This window comes from Arthrobacter sp. StoSoilB22 (assembly GCF_019977315.1).
Taxonomy (GTDB): domain Bacteria; phylum Actinomycetota; class Actinomycetes; order Actinomycetales; family Micrococcaceae; genus Arthrobacter.
In genome coordinates this window covers 3,626,467-3,652,079 of record NZ_AP024652.1, presented here as the reverse complement: position 1 = coordinate 3,652,079, position 25,613 = coordinate 3,626,467, and the positions used below count along the sequence as shown (strand labels likewise).

Genomic DNA, 25,613 nt, shown 5'->3' with positions numbered 1-25,613 from the left:
AGAACCCTGTCAGGGGGGTGGCATAGGCTGAAGAAGTCTTGGGACGCACTTCTGGCGTGTCCGGTTCACTGCGGAGTCCCGCGGAGGTCGCCGGGCCGGACTGTCCAAGACGCCGCCGTACGAAGGAGATATAGATGAACCAGCTGAGCCCAGGCCCGCACGACTCACACCCGACGGGACCGGACACCGCGGCTGGAACGGTCACCGCTGCGGGTGGAAACGCTGCTGAAGGCACCGCTGTTGGGAATCCGGCGACGGGTACGTCCGGAACTCCTTTCAAGAAGGACACTGCTGCCAAGAACGATGCTCCTAAAAACGACGCTGCCAAGTATGACGCCGTCGCTGGGCCGTTCACCATCCGGGATCTTACTGTTTTCGGCTCCACGCTCCCGATGTTCGTTGCCTCGCTTCTGCCCATGTTCGGGGAGCGCTACAACCTGTGGAACCTGGGTAACTTGTTCTTCCTGCTGCTGGGAATCCTGCTGCCGCTGGTTGTGGTGGCTCTCTTCGTAGCCCGCAGGCTGCAGCCGGGTACTATCCTCCGCATAGGTTCGCTGTCCGTTGACCAGTTCGCGTCCGTGGTTGCCTCGTTTGCGTTCCCCTTGTTCTTCCTGACCATTGCCAACTCGTTCAACGGCAGCGTACTGCTGGGCCTGGTCGGCTCCGTGGGTCTGCTGGCAGCGACGGTTCTGGCCCCGCATCTTCCGTGGCTTTCCGCCGACTTCAAGGGCCGTGCTGAAACGCCGGCGCACGTGGTTGCCCGCGAAGCAGCAGTGCCCAGCCGCAAGCCGGCTGCTCCCAAAGCACCGAAGGCGCCCACCACACCCAAGCCCGCAGACGCCACAGGTTCAAGCGGCGGATTCCGGAGTTCAACCCCCGGATACCAGGGATCGGCACCCGGTTACCAGGCTCCCGCTCCGCACGTTTCCGGTACAGCGGCTGCAGCAGCCTCCACGGGTGCTCCCGGTGCAGGTGCCGCGACCGGCGCCGCAACGGGCGCAAGCCCCTTCGCTCCGCCGGCCAGCTACGGAACATCGCCGTCGCCGGCAACTGAAGCTTCCGCCGTCGTGCACGCAGCCGACGCCAAGCCTGCAGATGGTTCGGGCTACGCTAGCACTGGACCCACAGGAAGTGGGTCCGCTACTGGCAGCACCGCTGCCACTGAACCCGCTGCTGCCGCTTCGCCCGCTACGTCTTCGCCTGAGAAGGCCGAGCCCGTTGGCGAGCCTGGCGCTAAGGATGCCCACGTTCCTGCCACGGGTTCAGCGGCTCAGCCCGCCACTACCCAGCACACGGCCCAGCCCGCTACAACCCAGCACGCCGCTCAGCAGGCGGCCCAACCAGCGGCCCAGCAGCCGTGGGCTGCCACCATGGCAACGCCCATCGTTTCCGGTGATACGCGCAGGGTGAGCGACTCGATCGGCGCTACCGTGGACCCGGCCAGCCGACCGGAAGAGTCCGATTCGCCGCAGTATGAGGCTTTCTGGTTCGCTGTTGCACAACCCAGGATTGCGTACGAAGAACACTCGGGGACCCCGGCCTTCACCATCGAACCCGGTGGATGGGTTCTGGCCCTGGAAGACCGCGGCCATGAGTTCCTGGTACAGGACACCGACGGCAAGGTTGGGGTTCTTCGGGAGCTCAGCAACATCGAACGCGGCTAAGCAGGGACGCCGTGGCCATCGCCGAAGCTGGTTCGCTGCTCGCGCTCAAACGCCGGGCACGGAAGATCAATAGGGTTCTCGCGGAGAAGTATCCCTACGCGCATGCGGAGTTGGATTTTAGGAACCCTTTTGAACTGGTGGTGGCCACGGTCCTTTCCGCCCAAACCACCGATGTGGCGGTCAACCAGGTCACCAACATCCTGTTTGCCCGCTACCCGGATGCCCGCGCCATGGCTGAGGCGGATCCCCTCGAGCTGGAGACAATACTCCAGCCGACGGGCTTCTTCCGTGCCAAAGCACGGAACGTTTTGGCGCTCAGTACGCGGCTCGTAGATGAGTACGACGGCGTGGTCCCGGGACGTCTCGAAGATCTGGTGACGCTCCCGGGCGTCGGGCGCAAAACCGCCAACGTGGTCCTGGGCAATGCCTTTGGTGTCCCCGGGATCACGGTGGACACTCACTTCGGCCGGCTTGCCCGCCGATTCGGGTGGACGGCCTCGGACGATCCTGTGAAGATCGAGTTCGACGTCGCCGAACTGTTTGAACCCCGGGACTGGACCATGCTCTCGCACAGAGTGGTGTTCCACGGACGCAGAGTCTGCCATTCCAGGAAGCCGGCCTGTGGTGCCTGCCCGGTGGCAAGCCTCTGCCCGAGCTACGGCGAGGGCGAAACTGATCCCGTCAAGGCAGCCAAATTGTTGAAGTACGAGCTAGCGCCGGGCAGCGAAGCTTTGCTCGAGAAGCTCCTGGCCGAGACGCACAGGGCAGCGGAGATCCGCATGGAATCGCAAAGGAGGCCCGGGTGACCGCGCTTGAGGAACTGTCCGCGCTGGTTGCTCGCTTCGATGAGGGCCAACAGCAGCACTCGGCATTGTGGGAGCAGCTTCCCGTCACCCCGGAAACAAACCGCGCCGCGGCAGTCCTGATGCTTTTCGGTGTACTGGACAACATCCCTGCCGAGTCGGGGCGGCCAATAGCGCCGGCGGACCTCGATGTTCTGCTGCTGGAACGGGCACATACCCTGGACGACCATCCGGGTCAGGTGGCGTTCCCGGGCGGCAGCGTGGACGAGGAAGATGAGTCGATCGTCGCCGCAGCCCTTCGTGAAGCAGTGGAAGAAACCGGCTTGGATGCCAGTGGTGTCCGGGTTCTTGGAGTCATCCCGGAGCTTGGGCTCATCCGGAGCAACTTCCGTGTGACACCTGTGCTGGCATGGTGGGATGCGCCGTCACCGGTTCGCGTGGTGGACTACGCCGAATCCGCTCAGGTCTTCAGGGTACCGGTGCGCGACCTTTTGGACCCGGTCAACCGTGTCACTGCCACCATCTCGAGGTTCGGCCGCACCTATACCAGCCCAGGTTTCACCGTCAATGGTGTGCTCGTGTGGGGCTTCACGGGGATGGTCCTCAGTGGCCTCTTCGACGAACTGGGCTGGACAGTTCCCTGGGATAAAGACAAATTGCGGGACATAGACCTTTAGGTGGTCCGTCGAGGCTTACGCTGCCTCGCGGGCCGTCGTGGACCGGTCCACGATCAGACCGGTGGCGGCGTTTTCCCGTACGGCGTTGATGCCGGCCACAACACCCTCGAGGTGCGGGAACGTGGGTGACTCGGCAACCACCGTACCGTCGGCCGCTGTAAGGCGGAACCGGTAGCCCTCGGCATTGTCCTTGAGAATTTCAAACCTGCCAGCCATCGAATGCTTCCCCCTTGTGATGCTGTTTTGATTCTGCGGTGGACCAGCAAAAGTATCCACATCATGAAACTATCCAGAACCCGGGCGGAACCAAAGCTACTTTGCGGTACCTGTCATGGGCGGGTCATCCCGGCTCATATAGCGGGATGTGACTGGATAGTGCCGCTGCATCAGGCTATGGTCCGCTACTTCGCTTTGTCGTAGGAATCGACGACGGCCAGGCTCACTGGAAACTCCACAGGGATCCGTCCGAACATAAGTTCCTTCGCCGATGCTGCCGCTTCTTCGATGGCGCGGATACAGGCGTCCACGGCGTTCACTGGAGCGTGAATCATCACCTCATCGTGGAGAAAAAAGACGAGTTCACCGCTGGGTGAGCCTTCGGCGCGTAAGGTTCGCAGCCGTCGTCGTAATTCTGCCAACCAGCAGGCCGCCCACTCAGCAGCCGAGCCCTGCACCACGAAGTTGCGGGTGAAACGGCCCCGTGATCGGGCAAGATTGTCGGCGCGCCGCTGTTCCTCGGCGGTGGTGGATTGCTGGCTGCGCAGCCAGCCGGGCGACGGCGGTGGGCTGCTTCTGCCCAGCCGGGTGGTGACGGTTCGGCCTGCTTCGCCCTCGCGCGCTGCTTGCTCCACGAAGCCGACAGCGCGTGGATAGGTCCGCGTGAGCTGCGGCATAAGCCGCCCCGACTCGCCCGTGGTGGCGCCGTAAATAGCTCCCAGCAGGGCAATTTTCGCCTTGGCCCGATCACCCCCAAAGCCTTGGGCTGCGATGCCTGCGTAGAGGTCCTTGTCCCGTGCTGCCTCTGCCATTTTCGTGTCTTGGGCCAGCGCCACGAGAACACGCGGCTCCAGTTGGGAGGCGTCGGCAACAATGAGCTTGTGCCCGGGATCCGCATGGACCGCTGCCCGGATATTTCGCGGGATCTGGAGGGCGCCGCCACCGCGCGAAGCCCAACGCCCCGACACAACCCCACCCACCACGTACTCGGGATGGAACCGCCCGTCACGCACCCAGGCGTCCAGCCAAGACCAGCCGTTGGCGGTGTGCAGACGGGAGAGCTTCTTGTAGGCGAGCAACGGCTGGATGGCCGGATGCTTGGATTCCTGAAGCTCCCACTGCCGGGTGCTCTTAACCTCGATCCCGTTCCGGTGCAAGGCGCGCATGAGGTCCTGCGGGGAATCCGGATTCAGGCCGGGGGAGTTGAGGATGCTCCTGAGCTCGGCGCAAAGAGCCTCAAGTGCCGGTGGACGGTGCCCAAGCGGTGGCCGGGGCCCCAAAACATCGGCGAGGATCTGCTGATGCAACTCTTCTCGCCAGGGGACGCCGGCGTGCTGCATCTCCAGGGCGATCATCGCGCAAGCGGACTCAGCGGCGAGCAGTAGTTGGAGGCGCTGTTTCTGTTGGTGGGCTTCGGAGACTTGTGAGACCGCGTGCTGTTGCGCCGCGAATTCCTCCCTGAGTTCAGCCAACCCCACTTTGGGGTTGGACTGGGCCAGGTCCTCGAAGAGAGCGCCCTGGTCTGCGGGAGGCGGTGGGGGCTGAAGAGCGCGGGGTGGTGCGGAGTCGTCGTCCTGCGTGAGTTTGACCGCATACCGGGCATAATCCGTGTGCGCCGTGAATTCGGAGTGGGCAAGGATGGCTCCGCAGAGCGCGAGGTCGTGGCAACGCTCCAGCTCTATGCCATGGGTCAGCAGCTCCGAATACCAGTCCTGGGCGTGGTGCCACACCCAGCGGGGCCGCTGGGTTTCGAATTCACGCACGACGCCGGGCAACTCACCCCGGGTGAGGACGCGTGCGTCTGCAGTGGCCTTGCCGGTGGGGGAGATCCTTTGTATGGCTGCGCCTTGCTGGTGGGCGGCGAGCAGCAAATACATGGTGTCCATTCTGCCCTGTGCGGAGGTGTGCTGTTGCTGGGAGGACTGCTCCTCCACAACTTCCGGCCGCACTATGTTGTGCACATACGGGAATTCGAACCTTATGTTGGTTTGCCGATTCAACCAGTGTGGACGCCATGAGCAAGCGAGATCGTCGGCAGAGGCAACCCGCACACATCCAGCAGACCACTGACAATTACGGGCACCCCCACAAGAAAGCAGTTGAAGGGGACCCGGACGGATCTTGGCTGCCACGCGAAGCCGTCGGCATTCTGCTCGTTTCCGCTGACTCCTACCTTCAGGAAGAGGCCAAACGGATAGTCGCGGCTGCAGGGGGGAGTCTCCGTTTAGCCGCGGACGTGGCCGAAGCCGTCCACGGCTGGGACAATGCCGACGTCGTGTTGGTAGGCAGCGATATTCGCGACTTGCCGCCCAGGCGAAGGGCTCCTACGGTGTTGCTCGGCAAAGCCTCTGAAGGTGACGGGTTGTGGCGTCTAGCCGCTTCGCTCGGAGCTGAGCGCGTCGCAGTCCTTCCCGAGGCCGCCGCCTGGCTGGCCGAACACCTGAGCATGTCCGGCTCTCCGGATCCTGGCGGTACGGTGATGGGAATCATCGGTGGCAGTGGTGGGGCGGGAACTACCACCACTGCCATCTGGCTTGCCCAAGCTGCCGCCGGTCATGGCATCAGCACCATGCTCATCGACGGCGACCGCTGGGGTGGTGGCCTTGAGCTGGCGGTGACGGCTGACGAAGTTCCCGGTCTCCGATGGCCGGACTTCGCCGAAACCAGGGGCAGCATTGATCCATCCCAATTCCGGGATTCACTGCCGGTTGCCGGCGGCTTCGCCTACCTGTCCTGGCCTGGGACCCGTGAACCGGTCCACATCCCGGCGGCCGGCGCCGTGGCCGCTGTGGTTGACGCCGCACGCCGGAGCTTCGAGCTCATCCTGGTTGACATCGGACGCAGTGAGGAGGGACTGGGCACGCTCGCGTGGGACTGCGACAGGATCTTGCTGCTAACCAAAGCCCACCTCAAATCCGCAGTGGCGGCCGCGCGCGTCCTCAACGAACTTCCGCCCATAGATGCTGGACTTCTGGTCCGCGGAAGCGGCGCCACCTCTGTGGATGCTCCAGTGATCGCGGAGTCTCTGGGGTTGCCGCTGATGGGTGTCCTGCCGGAGATCCGTGGAGTTGCTACGGGCACTGAGCTGGGGCGATTGCTGGAAATCGGACGCAGGAAATCAATCAGCCGCTTCGCCGGGGCTGTGCTGGAACTGAGCGGCGGCGTCCAGTGAGCATCTTTGCCGAGGGGACCCGCCGCCGGCAGGGCCGCAGGCTGGACTCGGTCCTCCTTGAAACGGTGCGGGAATCAGTGCTCGCAGGGAGCGGACCCGTGACTCCCTCTACTGTCGCAGCAGCAGTGCAGGCTAGCGGCAGATTACTCGGGACTGCCGGAGCGTTGGAGGCGGCCGAATCCATCAACGCGGAACTGAACGGATTAGGGCCCCTCCAGCCGCTCGCACAAGATCCTGCCGTCACGGACATCTTTGTCAACGGCCCTGATTCCGTGTGGTTGGACCGCGGGAACGGCCTGGAACGTTCTTCAGTTCATTTCGACACCGAACAACAGATCAGGTCGCTGGCCACCCGCCTGGTCTCAGCCGGGGGAAGGAGACTGGACGACGGTTCCCCGTGCGTGGACGTCCGGCTCAACGGCGGATACCGGGTCCACGCAGTCCTCGCTCCCATATCAACGGCAGGGACGTTGCTGTCCATTCGAATCCGCCGGGACGAAGTGTTTACCCTCGCCGAGTTGCGGGAATCCGGCATGTTTTCGGAGCACGTTGAGTCGGTTCTTCGTGCCGTCATGGCCAACAAACTGAGTTTCCTCATTAGCGGTGCCACCGGCTCAGGAAAGACAACCCTGCTCTCCACCATGCTCGGGCTGAGCCATCCGGCGGAACGTTTAGTACTGATAGAGGACGCCGCAGAGCTCAACCCTGTTCACCCGCATGTTGTCACGCTGGAATCCCGCCACGGAAACCTTGAGGGCGGAGGTGCACTGGACCTCGGAGAGCTGGTCCGCCAAGCACTGCGCATGCGGCCGGACAGGCTGATCGTGGGGGAATGCCGTGGCGCTGAAGTCCGCGAATTGCTGACCGCACTCAACACTGGCCACACCGGTGGTGGTGGCACTATCCACGCCAACACCGCAGAGGCCGTGCCGGCACGGTTGGTGGCCCTCGGCGCCTTGGCGGGGTTGAACGCCGAAGCCGTTCGGTTGCAGGTCTCCAGCGCCCTTGACGTCGTGATCCACGTAGACCGAACACCATCGGGACGGAAGGTCGCGTCCATCGGAGTAGTCACAGACACACGGCAACAGCAAAAGGTTGTGCCGGCCCTCAGCTGGAGCCCGGCAGGAATGACACCAGGGCCGGCATGGCCGGAACTTGCCTCCCGGCTCTCGCTGGCACCGCTGGAGATGGACCATCTACCCGTACAGGAAGTCGACCGGCCGGAACCTGATGACCCGCCACGGCGCAGGTCCCGGAAGACGGCCAATCCAACATCAACCGGGTCACGTCCGGTGGGGATGCATAACTTCGGGGATATCCGGTGATTGGCCTCTTCGTCCTGGTTGCGGCTCTCGCGGTTTGGTTGCAGTTCACAGGCCACAGGGATGGAATCAGGCGTCTCCGGACGAGGCTGGGGGAACCAGCGGACCGGACCTTGCGCACCAATGCCCGTCCCATGACGCAGCGCGGAGGTCCAAGGCCGCGAAAGCGTCCGGAGCCCTTGTCACTTGTGGTGTTGGTGCAGCAGCTCGCAGCCCTCCTGCGCGGCGGACGGGGAGCTTTCAGGCTGTGGGAGGAGCTATGGATAGTCCACGGTGCAGGGCAGCTAGCGGAAAATGGCGCGGGTTCGGCAGCAGCAAAGGGAAACACCGGGCTTTCCCACCCCTCCCTGCAGGTTCTAGCAGCAGCGCGGGCAGCATCCACGGTGGGAAATTCGCCGGCCGAAGCCATCCGGGGCACAGCCGCAAAAGCGTATCCGCAACGCGGGAGTTCTGAGCGCCGCGTGTGGATGGAGTTGGCAGCCTGCCTGGACATCGCGGAGACCAGCGGCTGTCCGTTGGCTGACCTCCTCACCCGGTTTGCAGCGCAGTTGGAGGCCGAAGAGGACTCCGAGGCTGCCCGTCAGACGGCGCTCGCAGGCCCCAAAGCTACCGTGCGCCTGTTGTCATGGCTCCCGGTATTTGGACTGGGGCTGGGGGTGGCATTAGGCGTGGATCCGGTGGGGATCTTGTTGAACAACTTCCTGGGTGTTGCCACCTTCGCGGTTGGTCTGCTTCTCACAGCGGCGGGTCGTGTATGGTCATCGCGGCTGGTCGCATCCGCGATCGGAGCCTACTGATGCACCAGACGCCGGTGTTAGTGATGATCGCGGTCATGGTGCTCGCAGCAATCCTGAGCTTCGCGGCGCCCGCACGGTTGGGAACTCAGTTGCCGTCCCGGGGAAGGGACTCAGCAGCGGCGCAGGAGTCCTCCGCATCAACCCCACCGGAACAGGATGCAGACGGACTGCGCGATACGGCAATGATGCTGGAATTGGTGGCTTCCATGCTCGACGCCGGAGCCGGAATCGGGCGGGCATTGGAACTTATCGCCAAGTGCGCGTCTCCTCCCATCAGGCATTCTCTCCGGCCCGTTGTTGCCGCGCTGGCCCTCGGTGCCGACTGGGAGACTGCCTGGCGGACGCCCACCAAGCACGCCCCTGAAGTGGTCCGCCTCAAGGATGCGTTGGCTTTCGCGGCGCTGACTGGTGCGCCGTCTGCCTCTATCCTCTATGCACAAGCGGCGAGGGAGCGGCGCGAGCAGTTCCGGGCCGCGGAGAAGCGGGCAGCTGCCTTGGGCGTGAAGCTTGTAGTTCCTCTGGGTCTCTGCTCCCTGCCTGCTTTTATCTGCCTTGGCATTGTCCCGGTCCTGATCGCCATGCTCCCCTCGGGGTGAAACGTGGAGAGGGCCTTTAATGCCACAACCTTTCCTCCACACCCAGCGGGACGGGACGGGTTATCCACTTGCGGAGAGCACCCACTTCCGGGCCTTTCCGGACCACGGAAGAGTCGGTTCTGTCAGCAGAGAGCTGGCACTTTATGGAAAGGAAACCACCATGAAAACACTGTCCGCTACGCTTCCAGGCCTCCTGAGTGATATGCCGCGGGATCGGCCGGCTCCCGTTGAATTCCTTGGGGCTCCCTTCGAGGAACCACAGACGACCCAGCATGAGGAACTCTCCGAGTACGAGCTCGACCACAACGATCCCGAGCGATTCGGTTTCGAGGACGAGCTCCTGCAGTTAGGACTCGGCTTCGGGGATCTTGCGGAGTCCGAGGACGGCCCATGTGAGGACGAAGGCTTCTGGTCAAGGTTAAGCACACGGACAAAGCTGATGGGATCGGAAATGGGCATGGCCACGGCCGAGTATGCCATTGCTACCCTTGCCGCCGTAGGCCTGGCGGGTTTGTTGGTAGTTATCCTCCGGAGCGAAGAGGTCCGCGGCTTCCTGCTCAACCTGATCCGTACGGCGTTGTCCCTGCCATGACCGCTCTGCTGCCTGCCGACAGGAGATCCCGGAATGCAAAGGAAAAGGGTGCTGTCACTGCGGAGTTCGCGGTCGCTTTGCCGGCCGTTGTGTTGCTCCTGGCATTCCTGCTGGCAGGCGGCGCCGCAGGTATCACCCAACTCAGGCTGGAGGAGGCGGCGAGGGCAGGAGCACGAGCCTCGGCGCGGGGTGAGGCCTCCGGCTCGGTGGATGGGATCGTCAAGCGGCTTGCCGGGGGAGGCGTTACGTCGTCAATAAACGGGGACGGCGAGTGGGTCACAGTGACTGCTTCCTCGGCAGTTGGCGGGGCTTTGGGCCCGTTGATCCCATGGACGCTGAAGGCCTCGGCTACAGCACGGGCAGAAGTGGGCACCCCGTGAAAAACCTTTGGCCAAACACCGAGCATGAAGGCGGCGCTGGCACCGTGCTGGCGCTGGCCTTGGGCGCGGTGGTCATGCTGCTGTTGCTGGGCTTGCTCCTACTGGCGCAGGCCGGAGTGATGGCATCCCGGGCGGCGTCTGCGGCTGACCTGGCAGCGCTGGCCGCCGCAGATGCGGCCCGGGGGCTTACGTCCGGGGAGCCTTGCGCCGTTGCCGCAAGTGTGGCCGGGAAGCACGATGCAAAGATCACGTCCTGCAGTGTTGCTGGTGGGGTGGTGGAGGTCGGCACGGAGCTGGCCCATCCCTTCCAGTGGGGCGTTGCCACTGGCCGTGCACGAGCCGGACCTCCTCCTTAGCAGCTAACAGGGCCAAGCACACAGGCTTCGTGCCGGGCGGCTGGCTTCAGGGAATCTAGCTGGCGTCCTTCAACAGGACGTTCAGGAGGGTGATGGCGGCTGCCTTGTCCAGCGGGTTGTTCTTGTTGCCGCACTTGGGGGACTGAACACAGGACGGGCAGCCGGCATCACACTCACAGGCCTTGATGGCTTCCCGGGTGGCTGTCAGCCATATCTTGGCCTTCTCAAAGCCCCGCTCAGCGAACCCGGCGCCACCAGGGTGGCCGTCGTAAACGAAAATCGTTGGTACCCCTGTGTCGGCATGCAAGGCAGTGGATACCCCGCCGATATCCCAGCGGTCGCTGGACGCCACCAAAGGGAGGAGCCCAATTGCAGCATGTTCAGCCGCATGCAGCGCCCCGGGGAACTCCGCTTCCACCAGCCCGGCTCTGTGCAGCGAACGGTTGTCCACCACGAACCACACGGCCTTGGTAAACAGGTCCCTTGCTCGCAAATCGAGGGGTTCCTCGCCGAGGATCTCATTGGAAATCAAGGCCTTGCGTTGGAAGGAGACCACTTGGGTAGTTACTTTGACGTCCCCAAAGTGCACGGTGATGTCGCCCCACTGGACGGAACGGGAAGTTTCAAGGACCTCGATCTGGGTTACGTCCCGTGCCGTGGTGTAGAAGTCGGGGTTGACCCGGCGCACCATCACGCAGTGGTCGGCTTCGTTGAGGTCCTCCACCAGGTAGCTCTCGCCTTGATGGACGTAGATGGCACCCGTGTGCGCCTGGTAATGGGTTTGCGGCGAGTCCATGGTTCCCAGGAGGGACCCGGTTTCAGCGTCAACGATGCTGACAGGACCGCCGCCGTCGGCCCGGAGGTTCACCATGCCTGCGGCACTCTCAGGGTGGGTCCAGAACCATCCGGCGGGCCTCTTTCGAAGGTACCCCTGAACTACCAAACGGTCCAGAAGCCCCTCGGCAGTCGGCCCAAACAGGTCAAGCTCGGCGGGTCCGATCGGCAATTCGGCTGCTGCCGCGCACAGGTGCGGGCCAAGGACGTACGGGTTGCCGGGATCGAAGACGGTGGCCTCAACCGACACGTCAAAGATGGCCTCGGGATGGTTCACCAGATACGTATCCAAGGGGTCATCGCTTGCCACGAAGGCGGCAATGGCGTCCTGCCCTGCCCGTCCTGCTCGGCCGATCTGCTGAAAGAGCGAAGCCCGGGTGCCGGGCCATCCAGCTACCAGCACGGCATCAAGGCCCGAGATATCGATGCCAAGTTCCAAGGCGGAAGTGCTGGAGACCCCCAGCAATTGCCCTGATCTCAAAGCCTGTTCCAAGGCCCGCCGCTCCTCGGGGAGATACCCGGAACGGTAGGCGGCCACCCGGCCAGGAAGACTAGGGTCCACTTCGTCCAGCAGTCTTTTGGTGATGGACGCAATGGACTCGGCGCCGCGACGCGACTTGATGAACGCGATGGTCCTGACACGGGAAGAGACGAGGTTCGCCAGGATGTCCGCAGTCTCAGCTACGGCCGTCCTCCTCTGCTTGGCGCCGTTCTCGCCCTTGACGTCGGTGAGGGCCGGTTCCCAGAACGCCACCGTCGTGGAACCGTGGGGCGAGCAGTCTTCGGAAACTTCCCGGACGGGAGCGCCGATGAGCCGCCCAAAGGAAACCCCGGGGTCCGAGGCCGTGGCGGAAGCGGCAATGAACACCGGCTCGGGGAAGGAGGTCCCAGCCCCGTAGTAGGCGCAGATCCGGCGGAGTCGTCGCATCAGATTGGCCACGTGCGAGCCGAACACGCCGCGATAACTATGTGCTTCGTCTACAATCACGTAGCGCAGCCGCCGGAAGAACCTGGCCCACCATGTGTGGTTGGGAAGGATGCCGAAGTGCAGCATGTCCGGGTTGGCGAGGATGAAGTTGGCGTGGTCACGAATCCACCGCCGGGAGGAGACGTCAGTATCCCCGTCATAGGTTTCAGCCCGGACCGTGGGTAACTTCAGCGAGCGGATTGCTGCCAGCTGGTCTGCTGCCAAGGCCTTGGTAGGGGATAGGTAGAGCGTAACGGCGCCGTCGTCGTGGATCTTGCCGGGATCTGACAAGACCCGCAACTCGGAACGGTGTATCGCATCCAACGCCGGCAACTGGTAGGCGAGCGACTTTCCCGAAGCAGTTCCCGTGGCAATCACAACATGCTGTCCGGAATGGGCGAGGTCTGCCGCCTGGATCTGGTGCCGGTACGGTTCGTGGATGCCCAGGGAACCGTAGGCTGCCACAACGTCCGGATGGACCCAGCCGGGCCAGGGCTCATTGACCGCTTTCCGGGCGGGGATGGTGTGGACATGGCGCAGCTGCTCAGGGTCCGGCGTCCGGCCCAGCAAGGAGATCATTGAATTTGGTGCAGCCACCGAATCATTCTGTCACTGTGCGGGGACGCCAACAGCGGCACCCTGGGGGCGCCGCCGTCGGGCATTGCTTTTGGTTGGGAGGCTCTATGCTCCTGAGAGGTCCGATCCTTCGGTGCCGCTGGACATCATAAGGACGTGGCACACCACGTCCCATCCCAGATGGGAGTAGAGCTTTTGGCCGTCCAACGATGCCAGGAGCAGACCATTCTCCACATCGTGCGCGAAGGCTTGTGCCGCCAAGGCCTTCATGATGAAACTGCCCAAGCCGCGGCGTTGAAAATCGGGTTCGGTGACGATCTTGTCGAAGATGGCCGTGCCGTTGACCACATACACCCGGCCGCTGGCAGCCACCTGCTCGCCGGAATGGACCACCGCGTAATGGACACCGTTGGATTCCGAGGTAGCCAGCTCCAGATCGTCGTCAGGGAGCCACGGATCCTCGGCATCCTGAGTTTCCATGTCCACGATCATCATGGTCTGGGACGCGGAGGTCACCGTCAGTCCGCGCTGTTCAGCGAGGTATTTGTACCGTTGGACATCGTTGGTGAGGATCGTCAGGACCCGGGTTGGAGCTTCTGCCGTCTTGTCAGCCAGGACGGCGAATTCTTCGTCTGACGGATCGTGGGCGAAATACTCCCAGTCACCGGTTTTGTCGGCGCGAAGTGCGGCAGGGAAGCGGCCCTCTTGGCGTAGTTCATAGCCGCGGCAGCCGGACCAGCCGGCTACCCAGACTTCCAAGAGGTGCGCAATGTCTTCAACCAAGGCGTCTGGACTCATGTAGAGAGAGTATGCCAGCGCATCATGAAGCAACAGAGCCACGTCAGCCCGGGGATGGTTGCTTATGGAATTGTGACTTCCCAACCACGGTCCCTCAGGCAAACCTGCCCGGAACCCTGCTTGGAATCCGGCACGGGAGGCGAGGATTTTACTGCACCAAGTACCCTTTAATAGTGGCTCAGAACCGAATTGTGCTCTTCTATGGCTTTACTCCGATCGCCGACCCCGACGCCGTGCGTCTGTGGCAGCGTGCCCTCTGCGAAAAGCTGGGTCTCACCGGCAGGATCCTGATCTCAAAGGACGGCATCAACGCCACGGTGGGCGGCGAGCTCAACAACATGAAGCAGTATGTGAAGACCACCCGTGAATACAAGGGCTTTCATGGCATCGACTTCAAGTGGTCAGAGGGGGGCGCTGCAGATTTCCCGCGCCTCAGCGTCAAAGTGCGCGATGAGATCGTGTCGTTCGGTGCGCCCGGTGAGCTGAAGGTGGACGCCAACGGCGTGGTGGGCGGCGGAAAGCACCTCCAACCGGAGGAACTGCACGCATTGGTGGATGCCAAGAAGTCCAGTGGCGAAGACGTGGTGTTCTTTGACGGCCGCAACGCGTTCGAAGCCCAAATCGGCAAGTTCAAGGACGCAATCGTCCCGGACGTGGACACCACCCACGATTTCATCAAGGAACTCGATTCGGGCAAGTACGACTCCCTCAAGGACAAGCCCGTTGTCACCTACTGCACGGGCGGTATCCGCTGCGAAGTGCTGTCCAGCCTGATGGTCAACAGGGGCTTCAAAGAGGTGTACCAGCTGGATGGCGGGATTGTCCGCTACGGCGAGACCTTCAAGGATCAAGGACTGTGGGAGGGCTCTCTGTACGTCTTCGATAAGCGCATGCATGTCGAGTTCAGCGAGGAAGCCAAAACCATTGGTGAATGCGTCCGCTGTGCGGCTCCCACCAACAAGTTTGAGAACTGCTCAAACCTCAGCTGCCGTACTTTGACCCTTTACTGCGCGGAATGTGCCTCCAGCCCGGAAACACTCCGCTGCCCCGGAGGCTGCGAAGCCGCCTGACGGCCGGTTCAGAGGCGGCTCACCCGGTACGCGAAGTTGGAGTCCGATCTGGACCCCACCGTGATGGAGAGTACTGCGTCCTTTTCCAACTGGACTACGCTCACGCGGGCATTGGCGCACCCCAAGGTCAGATCCACCAGCTTGGCCTCGCCCAACGCGACGCTGAAGGTAACGCGGCGTGTTCCGCGGCATGCCAGCGTCACCGCGTACGTTCCGCCAGGCAGCTGCACAGTCTGCTCAGACTTGGACTCGCCGGGGTTGAGGTAGCCGCTGCTTGAGTAGAAGGACTGTCCCTGGGACTCAGGCAAAGCCATTTTGGCCCACTCTTCCAGTGCCTCGCCGGTGACTGTATCCTCCAGCGCGGGGTCGGGCGGAAGAACAACATTGCCGGCAGTGGATGTAGGGCTGGCATCCGGCCTGCCATCCTCGTCCAAGGTGTATTCGCAAGCCGTCAGACTGCTGCTCAGCGCAATAAGGATCACGACGGCGGCCCTCACCGGCCGTTGCGGCATCACCGAGCGAGCTGCCTTGCTGCCCATGGACTGACTTTACGCCCGTACAGCCGCAAGCCAAAGGCCTGCCGGGGGCGGGCATCGGCCAGGTCCTAGGCAGCAGCAGCGACCACGTGGTAGGCGAAGATCAGCGGGGCATCGACGCTACTTGTAGAGATGTTCAAAGTACCGGAAACGGGCATTTTGATCTTCACCACGTCAAGGCTGCCGTTGCAAGCGGCGGCCGCGTCTGCGATCTTGGTGCCGCCAGAGGAAACCGCAAAATAGGCTTTGCCGCCACCATCACACGCCATGGTAAGCGTGTAGCTTCCGGCCGGAACGTTGGGAGATTCCTTGACCAAGGGGTCACGGTTGAGGATTTTGCCGGAGTCCTCCAGCACTACGCCACTCGCCGCGGGGAGGACCTTTTCCTTCCAGGCAGGAACGTCGGCATCTTCGATATTAACCGGTGCCTGGCAGCCGCAGACTCCCAGCAGCGCCGCAGTGGTGATGGCAACAAGGCCCGCGCGGCGCCTTGTGGAGGAGAAGTTGAGCATGAATCCAACGCTACCGGGTTCCTGCAGGGAGCTTTGTCCACCCCTGCCCATTCCGCTTGGCCAGGTTCCCGATTGTCCACATAGGACCCGATTGTCCACATAGGACAGGTTCAGCATCCCGGGGCACCGCACGCCGCCCCTACACTTGCAAGGTGACTGACACAGCTTCCTCCTTTACCTCCGGCAACACTGACGATGCTCCCCGCAGCGACCAACCCCAACTGCTGTCGGCGCTCGCCGCGGACCTTCGTGCACTCTCCTACACAGTGGATGGTGTGGCTGAACTTCTGGGGACCTCCGCCTCTGAAGCACTCGGCAGGGACCAGCTCATCCCTGCTCTGCTGGCCAGCGAGCGGCACATGGACTCTCAGGACCCGGCCCTCCGATCGTCGGCAGTTGTCGTTCGCCTGTGGTTGTTGGCCGTTCCGCAGTCTGTGGCGGACATCGATTCCGCTCTCCCCGGCATCCGCACTCATGGGCTTGCGGAACTGGGGCTCGTCACAGTGGATTCAGGGGTGGTCAAGGCCAAAGTGGACCTGCGCCCTTACGGCTGGGACGCCAATGCAGACGGCAGTGGCGGCGCGGAACTCTGGGTTGCCAGCGACCTCGCAGCCCACCAACAGCCGGGAGTGTTGAGGCATGATCATGTCCTGGGGATCGGGCGCGCCTCCACCACGCTGGTGCAGACCACAGTCAGGAAGCACATCAAACGAGCGCTGGACGTGGGCACCGGCTGCGGTATCCAAACGTTCCACTTGCTCCATCACTGCGACCATGTGACGGCCACGGACATTTCCGAGAGGGCACTCGCTTTCACACGCTTTAATCTTCTGTTGAACGCTGCGGAACTGGAGCTGGACCCCGAAAACCTGGAGGGCAGGGTGAGCCTGCGGCATGGGTCGCTTCTGGAACCGGTGGCAGGGGAACAGTTCGGCCTGGTGGTGTCCAATCCGCCCTTCGTCATCACTCCGCGAACGGGTGGTGAATCCTCCTCCGACCAGTTCACCTACCGCGACGGCGGGCTTCCGGGGGACGACATCGTGGCTTCCCTTGTACAGTCCCTGGCGGAGGTCCTGGAGCCCGGCGGCATAGCGCAGATGCTGGGCAACTGGGAGATAACCTCTGGTTCGGACTGGAAGGACCGGCCCCAGGCATGGCTTAGGAACTCAGGTTTGGACGTCTGGTTTATTCAACGGGAACAGGTTGGCCCTGAGCAGTACGCGGAGACGTGGCTTCAGGATGCTTCCCAGAACCGCGAGGACGGGCAATACCAGGACGCGTACGCGGCATATTTGGATGATTTTTCTTCCAGGGACGTTGAGGGAATCGGATTCGGCATGATCTGGTTGCGTCGCCCGGCGCAAGCGCTCGGGGCCGTCATCAACCGCTTCGAGGAAATCACGTACCCGATCGAACAACCCATCGGTCCCCATCTCGGCGCCGCCGTGGAACGGGCTGACTGGGCTGCTGCACATTCAGTTTCCTTGGCGCACTTGGTGGTTGCCGAGGATGTCACGGAGGAAAGGCACCAACGTCCAGGGGCTGCCCATCCGGGGGTCATCCTGCTCCGGCAAGGGGCAGGGCTTCGGCGGACCAACCTGCTGAGCACCGAACTCGCCGGTTTCGTCTCCGCATGCGACGGCCAATTGTCCGTCCGGCAGATCACTTCGGCCTTGGTATCGCTCCTGGGCGGGGGCGAGGGCTTCGATGAAGAGGCTTTCCGCGAAGGACTCTTCCGCGACGTCACCAACCTGGTGTTGGACGGATTCCTCCTTCCGGACCCGGAGCAGGTGGGCGAATGATCCGGACTACGGCGCGCTCATCAAGTGCCGGACCTCCGGGAAGTGACCCTGACTACACTGATGAAGTGACTGTGAACAACGAAACATCCCAAGCGTCAGGAGACGTTCCTCGACGGAAACGTGCCGAGAAGACGGTTGTGATCACCGATCCCAAGGCCATCCGTGCTTTGGCGCATGCCGCCCGGCTGGAGGTCATCTCTGAGCTGTACGCCACACAGGTCAGCCACACAGCCACCGAACTCGCTGCCAGGACAGGCCTGACGCCCAGTGCAATGAGCTACCACCTCAGGGCTCTCCAAAAGTGGGGCATCGTGGCTCCGGCGGAAAATGCGGGCGACGCCAGGGAACGCCGCTGGAAGGCAGCGGGAACAGACTTCACCATCTCCGGAGGCAGCGTCGCCAGTCCTGAGATAGCCGTCGTGGACCTTGAGCTGGATGCCTTCCGACGCAGGGCTTCTGCATTCGCCAGGGCCCGCGGCGAACGCCGGCAGCGGGGGGAAACCGGGGAAGAACCGGCAGCGGTTGTTCTCTCCAGCAACTTGTTGTATCTGACCAACCCGCAGCGCAGGGAACTTTTGGACAGAATCCGCGCGGTTCTGCGGGAGTACGAACTTGAGGATCCCACTCAGATACCCGAAGGTGCCGAACGTGTGGCAACCTTGTGGTCAATGATCCCGGACGACCGCTTAGCGCCCGGTCAGTAACAGCCCGCCGGACCATCGAATGTCCGTCCTTGTTCCGCACCAGAACGCAGGATTCTGCAAACTATGGTGAACTAGGCCAATATGGGCACCAGCCCAATTACACATTTTTTCTGTAGGAGCACCGTGCCCAGCAAGGCAAAAACCGGCAAGAAACTCGTGATCGTGGAGTCTCCCGCCAAGAGCAAGACCATCGCCAAGTATCTTGGCGAGGGCTTCATCGTCGAGGCTTCGATCGGCCATATCCGGGACCTCCCGCAGCCATCTGACCTCCCTGCCGAACTGAAGAAGACCTCGCTGGGCAAGTTCGCAGTAGACGTCGAAAACGACTTCAAGCCGTACTACGTTGTCTCCCCGGACAAGAAGAAAAAGGTTGCCGAGCTCAAGGCCCAGCTGAAAGACGCTGACGCGCTCTACCTCGCAACCGATGGGGACCGCGAAGGCGAAGCCATCGCGTGGCACCTCCTGGAGGTCCTCAAGCCCAAGGTTCCCGTCTATCGCATGACGTTCGGTGAAATCACCAAGGAAGCCATCCACCGAGCCATGGACAACCTCCGTGACGTCGACACCGCTTTGGTGGATGCCCAGGAGACGCGTCGTATTCTTGACCGCCTCTACGGCTACGAGATCTCCCCCGTGTTGTGGCGCAAGGTGGCCCGCGGGCTCTCGGCTGGCCGTGTGCAGTCCGTGGTGACCCGCATGGTGGTGGACCGCGAACGTGAACGCATGGCCTTCCGCGCAGCGTCCTACTGGGATCTCACGGGCCAGTTCGGTTCGGACTCGGGTTCGTTCAAGGCAAAGCTTGCCGCCGTGGATGGTTCCAAGGTAGCCAGCGGCCGGGACTTCAATGACAACGGGCAGCTGACGTCCTCCAACGTGGTGCACCTCAACCAGGAACTTGCCACCTCGTTGGCTGCCGGACTGGAAAACGCTGATTTCCGTGTCCGCTCCGTAGATACCAAGCCCTACACCCGCCGCCCTGCCGCGCCGTTCACCACCTCCACCCTGCAGCAGGAAGCCGGCCGTAAGCTCCGCTTCTCCTCCAAGAGCACCATGCAGGTTGCCCAGCGCCTGTATGAAAACGGCTACATCACCTATATGCGTACGGACTCATCCGCCTTGAGCGATGAAGCACTCACCGCAGCCCGCCGCCAGGCTTCCGAGCTGTATGGTCCCGAGTACGTTCCCCAGAGCCCCCGCGTTTACGCGAACAAGGCTGCCAACGCCCAGGAAGCTCACGAGGCCATTCGTCCCGCGGGTGACTCGTTCCGTACGCCGGCGCAGGTTGCCAAGCAGCTGAGCGGTGACGAGTTCCGCCTGTACGAGCTCATCTGGAAGCGCACCGTGGCCTCCCAGATGGCTGATGCCAAGGGTTCCACTGCCACCATCCGCCTCGGCGCAGTGGCCGCTGACGGCCGCGACGCCGAATTCTCGGCTTCCGGTACGGTCATCACCTTCCCGGGCTTCCTTGCAGCCTATGAAGAGGGCAAGGACGAAAGCCGCGGGGACGATGATTCCGACGAAGCCCGTCGCCTGCCGAACGTTTCCAAGGATGATTCCCTTACGGCTTCGGAGATCGTGGCTGTCGGCCACGAAACGTCCCCGCCTCCGCGTTACACGGAAGCATCGCTGACCGCTGAGTTGGAAAAGCGTGGCATCGGCCGCCCGTCCACCTACGCGTCCACCATTTCCACCATCCAGGACCGTGGCTACGTCCGTAAGCAGGGCTCCGCTTTGGTTCCCAGCTGGATCGCGTTCTCTGTGATCCGCTTGCTGGAACAGCACTTCACGGATTATGTGGACTACGAGTTCACCGCAGACATGGAAGGGGATCTGGATAAGATCGCCAACGGCCAGGCTGTGGGCGCTGCCTGGCTCAAGCACTTCTACTACGGTGAAGATGCAGACCCCGGCCTGCTGAGCATCGTCAACAACCTTGGCGAAATCGATGCGCGCGAGATCAATTCCGTGCCGATCGCCGAGGGCATCACGCTGCGTGTGGGCAAATTCGGCCCGTACTTGGAAAGCTCCATCCCCACCCTTGATGCGAAGACCGGCGAAGTGGTTGAGTCCGCGCGGGCCAACGTCCCCGAAGAACTCGCTCCGGACGAACTCACGGCCGACAAAGCCAAAGAGCTCATGGAGACGGCGGCCCCCGAGGAACGGGTTCTGGGAACGGACCCGCACACCGGCCACACCATCGTTGCCAAGAACGGCCGCTATGGCGCGTACGTCACTGAGATCATCCCAGAGATGACCGAGGAACAACTAGCCAACCAACCGGTGGAGTATTACAAGAACGGCAAGCCCAAGCCTCCCAAGAAGCCGGTGAAAGCCAAGCCGCGTACGGGTTCCCTGTTCAAGTCCATGACCGTGGATACGGTCACCTTGGATGAAGCGCTTGCCCTGATGAGCCTGCCCCGGGTCCTCGGTGAGGACGCGGACGGCAACCCCATCACGGTGCAGAATGGCAGATTCGGTCCGTACCTGAAGAAGGGCACGGACTCCCGCTCCATAGGTTCGGAAGAGGAGATCTTCACGATCACCCTGGAACAGGCCCTGGAGATCTACTCGCAGCCCAAGCAGCGTGGCGCCCGCGCGGCCGTCCCGCCGCTGGCTGAGTTTGGTCCGGACCCCGTGTCCGAGAAGAACATTGTGGTGAAGGAAGGCCGTTTCGGCCCTTACATCACTGACGGCGTCACCAACATCACCGTCCCGCGCTCAACCTCACTTGAGGAGTTGACTCGGGAACAAGCCGTTGAGCTGTTGGCGGAAAAGCGTGCCAAGGGACCGGTCAAGCGGACCACCACCCGCAAGGCGCCGGCCAAGAGGGCAACAGCCAAAAAGTAGCTTGAATGACGGCCGGGGCAGCACTCACGAATTGCGTCCCGGCCGGCATCGTGGTCGAGTAGAACCATGACTGAACAGACCGTTTCACCGGATAGTGAACCCTTGAACGACCTCGAGGCCAAGCTGGCCTCGGCCGAACAGCCGGACGCTAACCCGGTGGACGTCATCCTCGCTTTCCTGAACAACGAGGTTTACCTCGTCAGCTCGGAAGCTGTGGACGGCCCGGACTCATCGGTGGAGCCCTTGGTGCTCTCGAACGCCGACGGCCAGCCTGTTTTGGCCGTCTTCAGCCACCCGAGCCGCGTCGATGACCGCTTCCTCGAGGCAGCCCCGCACGTTCTGGGCACCATGGGCTCTGCCATCCTGGGCAACATCGGGGACGAACTGGGCATGGTCATCAACCCCGGGAGCGAATTCGGCTTCGAAATCGATCCCGAGGGCATTGCCAACATTCGCCGCGACTTCAAGCGCGCCGACGAAGCCGGGGAGCCCGCCGAATAGGGCCCGCCCAAGCTGTCGGGAACCAATCGACCGGCGAAACGTCTTGGCTAAGTTGCTTCGCAGGCTTCGAATCGGTGAATAATGGCAGAATGCGTCTTGGCGTTCTCGACATCGGGTCCAACACCGTCCACCTACTGCTGGTGGACGCTCACCCTGGCGCGCGTCCGGTAGCTTTCGCTTCCCACAAGCGCCCGCTTTCTCTGGTGCAGTACCTCGACGGTGACGGCAACATCAACGACGCCGGACAGCACGAGCTCATTGAATTCGTCCTGGAGGCCTGGGAGTTCGCGGCCAGGCATAAGGCCGAGGACCTCCTTGCGTTCTGTACCTCGGCCATTCGGGAAGCAACCAATGGCCCCGAGGTTCTGGCCCGGGTCAAGCACGAAACCACGGTGACCCTCCAGGAACTTACGGGCAGCGAAGAAGCCTCCATGACGTTCTTCGCCGTACGCCGTTGGTACGGATGGGGCGCAGGTCCCATTCTTGACCTGGACATCGGGGGCGGCTCGTTCGAAATGGCGTATGGAACGGACGAACTTCCTGAGCACGCCACGTCAGTTCCCCTTGGTGCCAGCCGTTTGACGCGGGACTGGCTCCACGACGATCCGCCTACTGCCAAGAGCGTCAAGGAACTGCGCCGGTATATCCGGTCCACGTTGAAGCCCGTGGTCCGGGACTTCCACGAGCTGGGCCGGGCCAACTTGGTGGCTGGCACGTCCAAAACGTTCCGGTCGTTGGCGCGCATCGCCGGTGCAGCCCCCAGCGGGGCAGGACCGTACGTTAAGCGCGAACTCCACGCAGCAGATCTGGGACTGTGGGCGCAACGGATTTCGGCCATGACAGTGGAGGACCGGTTGTACCTTCCCGGCGTTTCCGACGCCCGGGCCCGTCAATTGCTGGCGGGAGCCTTGGTGGCTGAAGCGGCGCTGGAACTCTTCGAATTCCCCAAGATGGAAATTTGCCCCTGGGCCCTCCGCGAGGGCCTGATCCTGCGCCGCCTGGACCAGTTGGTCTTTGAGGAAGCATTGGACCCGGCGCCGCACGTGGGGAAGCGTAAGAAGGATAAGTCAAAGAAGAAGGCAGCAAAGGAAGCCGGCAAGGCTCCTGAAAAAGATGAAGAACCCCACCCGGGGTTCAAAGAATTCCCGGTCCCTGTCAACACACCGTCCCCAACACCGGTCCCAGCCCCTGTGGCAGGCGGGCTGGCCTCCTGAGATGAGCAACGACGTCGAACCTGAAGTGAATGCCCGCCAAATCCCCGTGGCGCTGTCCAGCGCGTCCGTGTATCCCCTGAGCGTCCATGACGCCTTCGCCGTGGCGCAGGATCTGGGCTACGAGGGCGTTGAGGTGATGGTCACCAACAATGCGGTGAGCCAAAACCCCGATGCCCTGATCCAGCTGAGCCACCGGTACCACCAGGAGATCGTCTCCATCCACGCGCCTACTTTGCTGTTGACGCAGCAGGTTTGGGGCACGGCGTGGAACAAGATCGAAAAGTCCTGCCAAATGGCCGCGGATGTCGGCTGCGACACCGTGGTGGTTCACCCGCCGTTCCGGTGGCAGTCCAATTACGCGGAGAACTTCGTAGAAGGCGTGCGTGAAATCGCTGCGAGGTACCGCGTTCGGATCGCCGTGGAGAACATGTACCCGTGGCGGGTCCGTGGGCGTGAGGCGGTGGCCTACCTACCGCACTGGGACCCGTTGGGCCAGGATTACGACGACGTCACGTGGGACTTCTCGCACGCTGCCACTGCCGGGGCCAACAGTTTGGAAGCCATCAAAGCGCTCGGGAACAAGCTCCGGCACGTCCATCTCACCGATGGCTCGGGTTCGGGCAAGGACGAGCATCTGGTGCCTGGCACTGGAACGCAACAATGCGCCGATGCCTTGCAGCACCTGGCCGCCACCGGTTTTGACGGCGTAGTAGTAGCGGAGATTTCCACCCGCAAGGCCAAGGTTGCGGGGGAACGTGAGGAAATGCTGGCTGAAACGTTGCGTTTCGCCCGGCAGCACCTCAGCGTGCCGTCGCTGCGCAGCGTAGACAACTAGCCGGCGTCGGGCGCTGGACCCGGCGCCCGACGCTGGAACGCTGTGTTAAAAGCGAAAGCACCGGCGGCCGAATCGGGAAATGGGGGAAAACCCGCCCGGCCACCGGTGCTGCTGGCGGACATCCCCATGCCCGCCTTCATCACTCGCACCCTCAATGAGGTAACTACTAAGTTACGGACCAAGCATGAGTGCTGCCTGCAATAACCTTGGGAGCAAGCTGGGAATCCGGCATTCGTTAGACCCCGTCCACGGCCAACTGCAATGATGGAGCCATGAGCAACCGAATCGCATTCCTTGGCTGTGGATCCATGAACGAGGCAATTCTGGGAGGCCTTGTCGCCGCCGGGACGGACCCTTCGGACATCGTCGCTACCGTGCGCCGTGCAGAACGCGCCGATGAATTGGCCCAGCGCCACGGGGTCATGGCCATTGCAGGCGAGGAAGAGCCGGACAACAACAAGCTGGCCACCAAGGGCTCGGGCATGGTCATCCTGGGCGTCAAGCCGGTGGGCATCCTTGACCTGGCCCGGGAGATCGGCCCCGCGCTGGCGAAGGACACGATCGTTGTCAGCGTCGCGGCTGCCGTCTCCATCGAACAGCTTGAAGCGGCATTGCCGGATGGGCAGCCGGTGATCCGCACCATGCCCAACACCCCCGCACGGCTGGGTCGTGGGGTCATCTCCGTCTCCCCAGGTACCCATTGCACATCTGAGCAGCTCGAAAGGGCCAAGACGGCGTTCGCCGGGGCGGGAACAGTGGTGGAGATTCCTGAAGAGCAAGTGGATGCGCTCTCTGCTATCAGCGGCTCCGGGCCGGCCTACGCTTTCTATCTGGCTGAGGCCATGGCTGCTGCCGGCGTCGAACTTGGCCTGGACCAGGAACTGTCCGTGATGCTCGCCCGCGAAACGGTGGCAGGCGCGGGTTTCATGTTGGCTGAGCCGGGAGCGGACCCCACACAGCTGAGGGTCGCCGTCACCAGCCCCAACGGCACCACCGAGCGCGCCATTGCGGCCTTCGACGACGGCGGCATCCCCAAGATCATCGCTGACGGTGCACGCGCGGCAGCGGCCCGTGCAGCTGAAATCACCAAGCAGCTCGGCTGATTTTTTGTACAGATAACGCCCCTAAAAGAGCGTCTAAAGGGCGTTAGCTGTACCAAAACTCCAGCTGGATTATGGCCGCGCCGCGAAGCGCTCCAGCAAGTCCACGTGTCCGGACACGATCAACATGTCGTGGCCGGACACCTTGGTTTCCGGGCGGGCGTAGGTGAAGTCCTCGCCCGGAGTTTTTACACCTACGATCGTCACGCCGTACTTCGAGCGGACTTTGGATTCTTCCAAGGTGAAGCCCACGGTCTCCTTGGGCGGGTACATCTTGACGATTGCGTAGTCGTCGTCAAACTCGATGAAGTCCAGCATGCGGCCGGACACCAGGTGTGCTGCACGGACACCGGCGTCGGCCTCCGGGTAGATCACGTGGTTGGCGCCGATCCGGGTGAGGATCTTGCCGTGCGAGGGCGTGATGGCCTTGACCCACAGGTGTTGAATGCCCAGGTCCACCAAGTTCACGGTGATGAGCACCGAGGACTCGATGGACGTACCAACACCCACCACCGCCGAACTGAATTCCTGGGCGCCCAACTGGCGCAGCGCATCGATGTTGGTGGCGTCGGCTTCCACCACGTGAGTGAGGACAGGGGCCCACTTCTGGACGAGGGTGCGGTCACGCTCAATAGCCAGGACTTCACGGCCCTGCTTGACCAGTTGCTCTGCGGTGGCGGAGCCGAAACGGCCGAGGCCAATGACCAGCACTGGTGAGTTGTGGGCGGGGCGGTTTGCTGCC

25 protein-coding genes are annotated in these 25,613 nt (G+C 62.7%); 18 read left to right on the top strand and 7 right to left on the bottom strand.

What is annotated here, in order from left to right:
* Positions 1-134 precede the first annotated feature (134 nt).
* The 3 genes from LDN70_RS16910 to LDN70_RS16900 are packed head-to-tail and all read left to right on the top strand — an operon-like array spanning position 135 to position 3,144.
* Positions 135-1,664, top strand: a complete 1,530-nt coding sequence (locus LDN70_RS16910; RefSeq protein ID WP_223940861.1) for a hypothetical protein — start codon at positions 135-137, stop codon at positions 1,662-1,664.
* An 11-nt stretch (positions 1,665-1,675) separates the two neighbouring features.
* Positions 1,676-2,470: an endonuclease III gene (gene nth, locus LDN70_RS16905; protein WP_223940860.1), complete on the top strand. Its 795-nt coding sequence runs from the start codon at positions 1,676-1,678 to the stop codon at positions 2,468-2,470.
* The gene (locus tag LDN70_RS16900) at positions 2,467-3,144 is read left to right on the top strand and encodes an NUDIX hydrolase (protein WP_142938038.1); all 678 of its coding nucleotides are present in this window, start codon (positions 2,467-2,469) and stop codon (positions 3,142-3,144) included. The genes nth and LDN70_RS16900 overlap by 4 nt, the downstream gene beginning before the upstream one ends.
* Before the next feature lie 15 nt (positions 3,145-3,159).
* Here LDN70_RS16900 and LDN70_RS16895 read toward each other — a convergent pair whose 3' ends face one another.
* Both LDN70_RS16895 and LDN70_RS16890 read right to left on the bottom strand, forming a co-directional pair.
* Positions 3,160-3,360: a YegP family protein gene (locus LDN70_RS16895; protein WP_142938039.1), complete on the bottom strand. Its 201-nt coding sequence runs from the start codon at positions 3,358-3,360 to the stop codon at positions 3,160-3,162.
* A 185-nt stretch (positions 3,361-3,545) separates the two neighbouring features.
* Positions 3,546-5,237 (bottom strand): bifunctional 3'-5' exonuclease/DNA polymerase, encoded by a 1,692-nt coding sequence (locus LDN70_RS16890; protein WP_223942675.1) that lies wholly within the window; start codon positions 5,235-5,237, stop codon positions 3,546-3,548.
* A 137-nt stretch (positions 5,238-5,374) separates the two neighbouring features.
* Between LDN70_RS16890 and ssd the strand changes: the two genes are divergently transcribed.
* From ssd to LDN70_RS16855, 7 genes are all read left to right on the top strand, one after another.
* Positions 5,375-6,532, top strand: a complete 1,158-nt coding sequence (gene ssd / locus LDN70_RS16885; protein ID WP_223940859.1) for a septum site-determining protein Ssd — start codon at positions 5,375-5,377, stop codon at positions 6,530-6,532.
* Positions 6,529-7,857 carry a TadA family conjugal transfer-associated ATPase gene (locus LDN70_RS16880; protein ID WP_223940858.1) on the top strand — a complete coding sequence of 443 codons (1,329 nt, stop codon included), beginning with the start codon at positions 6,529-6,531 and terminating at the stop codon, positions 7,855-7,857. The genes ssd and LDN70_RS16880 overlap by 4 nt, the downstream gene beginning before the upstream one ends.
* A gap of 131 nt (positions 7,858-7,988) precedes the next feature.
* The gene (locus LDN70_RS16875; RefSeq protein ID WP_223940857.1) at positions 7,989-8,651 is read left to right on the top strand and encodes a type II secretion system F family protein; all 663 of its coding nucleotides are present in this window, start codon (positions 7,989-7,991) and stop codon (positions 8,649-8,651) included.
* Positions 8,651-9,247: a type II secretion system F family protein gene (locus LDN70_RS16870; protein WP_142938042.1), complete on the top strand. Its 597-nt coding sequence runs from the start codon at positions 8,651-8,653 to the stop codon at positions 9,245-9,247. Before LDN70_RS16875 ends, LDN70_RS16870 begins: the two co-directional genes overlap by 1 nt.
* 160 nt (positions 9,248-9,407) lie before the next feature.
* Entirely contained in the window at positions 9,408-9,839 is a 432-nt protein-coding gene (locus LDN70_RS16865) for a DUF4244 domain-containing protein (RefSeq protein WP_142938043.1), read from the top strand.
* Complete coding sequence (locus LDN70_RS16860) at positions 9,836-10,219, top strand: TadE family type IV pilus minor pilin (RefSeq protein ID WP_166841838.1); 384 nt, start codon at positions 9,836-9,838, stop codon at positions 10,217-10,219. Before LDN70_RS16865 ends, LDN70_RS16860 begins: the two co-directional genes overlap by 4 nt.
* 74 nt (positions 10,220-10,293) lie before the next feature.
* On the top strand, positions 10,294-10,575 hold the full coding sequence (locus tag LDN70_RS16855) for an Rv3654c family TadE-like protein (protein ID WP_464094740.1): 282 nt from the start codon (positions 10,294-10,296) through the stop codon (positions 10,573-10,575).
* Positions 10,576-10,630: 55 nt separating this feature from the next.
* Here LDN70_RS16855 and LDN70_RS16850 read toward each other — a convergent pair whose 3' ends face one another.
* Both LDN70_RS16850 and LDN70_RS16845 read right to left on the bottom strand, forming a co-directional pair.
* Positions 10,631-12,955, bottom strand: a complete 2,325-nt coding sequence (locus tag LDN70_RS16850; RefSeq protein WP_502773822.1) for a DEAD/DEAH box helicase — start codon at positions 12,953-12,955, stop codon at positions 10,631-10,633.
* Between the two features lie 102 nt (positions 12,956-13,057).
* Positions 13,058-13,750 (bottom strand): GNAT family N-acetyltransferase, encoded by a 693-nt coding sequence (locus LDN70_RS16845; RefSeq protein WP_166841835.1) that lies wholly within the window; start codon positions 13,748-13,750, stop codon positions 13,058-13,060.
* 173 nt (positions 13,751-13,923) lie between these two features.
* Here LDN70_RS16845 and trhO point away from each other — a divergent pair, with 173 nt between their 5' ends.
* Positions 13,924-14,820 carry an oxygen-dependent tRNA uridine(34) hydroxylase TrhO gene (trhO, locus tag LDN70_RS16840; RefSeq protein WP_223940855.1) on the top strand — a complete coding sequence of 299 codons (897 nt, stop codon included), beginning with the start codon at positions 13,924-13,926 and terminating at the stop codon, positions 14,818-14,820.
* An 8-nt stretch (positions 14,821-14,828) separates the two neighbouring features.
* Here the strand turns inward: trhO and LDN70_RS16835 are convergent, their stop codons facing one another.
* On the bottom strand, positions 14,829-15,359 hold the full coding sequence (locus LDN70_RS16835; RefSeq protein WP_223940854.1) for a DUF6023 family protein: 531 nt from the start codon (positions 15,357-15,359) through the stop codon (positions 14,829-14,831).
* A 65-nt stretch (positions 15,360-15,424) separates the two neighbouring features.
* Positions 15,425-15,868: a DUF6023 family protein gene (locus tag LDN70_RS16830; protein WP_223940853.1), complete on the bottom strand. Its 444-nt coding sequence runs from the start codon at positions 15,866-15,868 to the stop codon at positions 15,425-15,427.
* A gap of 152 nt (positions 15,869-16,020) precedes the next feature.
* On the opposite strand from LDN70_RS16830, the gene LDN70_RS16825 reads away from it, so the two are divergent.
* From LDN70_RS16825 to proC, 7 genes are all read left to right on the top strand, one after another.
* A complete protein-coding gene (locus tag LDN70_RS16825; RefSeq protein WP_142938051.1) occupies positions 16,021-17,670 on the top strand; it encodes a DUF7059 domain-containing protein in 1,650 nt (549 codons plus the stop codon).
* Positions 17,667-18,374: an ArsR/SmtB family transcription factor gene (locus tag LDN70_RS16820; protein WP_142938052.1), complete on the top strand. Its 708-nt coding sequence runs from the start codon at positions 17,667-17,669 to the stop codon at positions 18,372-18,374. Before LDN70_RS16825 ends, LDN70_RS16820 begins: the two co-directional genes overlap by 4 nt.
* Positions 18,375-18,497: 123 nt before the next feature.
* On the top strand, positions 18,498-21,221 hold the full coding sequence (topA, locus tag LDN70_RS16815) for a type I DNA topoisomerase (RefSeq protein WP_166841834.1): 2,724 nt from the start codon (positions 18,498-18,500) through the stop codon (positions 21,219-21,221).
* A gap of 66 nt (positions 21,222-21,287) precedes the next feature.
* Positions 21,288-21,722, top strand: coding sequence for an SseB family protein (locus LDN70_RS16810; protein ID WP_142938054.1), 435 nt, complete (start codon positions 21,288-21,290; stop codon positions 21,720-21,722).
* Between the two features lie 89 nt (positions 21,723-21,811).
* Positions 21,812-22,936 (top strand): Ppx/GppA phosphatase family protein, encoded by a 1,125-nt coding sequence (locus LDN70_RS16805; RefSeq protein ID WP_142938055.1) that lies wholly within the window; start codon positions 21,812-21,814, stop codon positions 22,934-22,936.
* Between the two features lies 1 nt (position 22,937).
* Positions 22,938-23,771, top strand: coding sequence for a sugar phosphate isomerase/epimerase family protein (locus LDN70_RS16800; protein WP_166841831.1), 834 nt, complete (start codon positions 22,938-22,940; stop codon positions 23,769-23,771).
* A gap of 272 nt (positions 23,772-24,043) precedes the next feature.
* Positions 24,044-24,874, top strand: coding sequence for a pyrroline-5-carboxylate reductase (proC, locus tag LDN70_RS16795; RefSeq protein WP_142938057.1), 831 nt, complete (start codon positions 24,044-24,046; stop codon positions 24,872-24,874).
* Positions 24,875-24,943: 69 nt separating this feature from the next.
* On the opposite strand, the gene LDN70_RS16790 is transcribed toward proC, so the two are convergent.
* A complete protein-coding gene (locus tag LDN70_RS16790) occupies positions 24,944-25,582 on the bottom strand; it encodes a potassium channel family protein (RefSeq protein WP_011775951.1) in 639 nt (212 codons plus the stop codon).
* Positions 25,583-25,613: the final 31 nt, after the last annotated feature.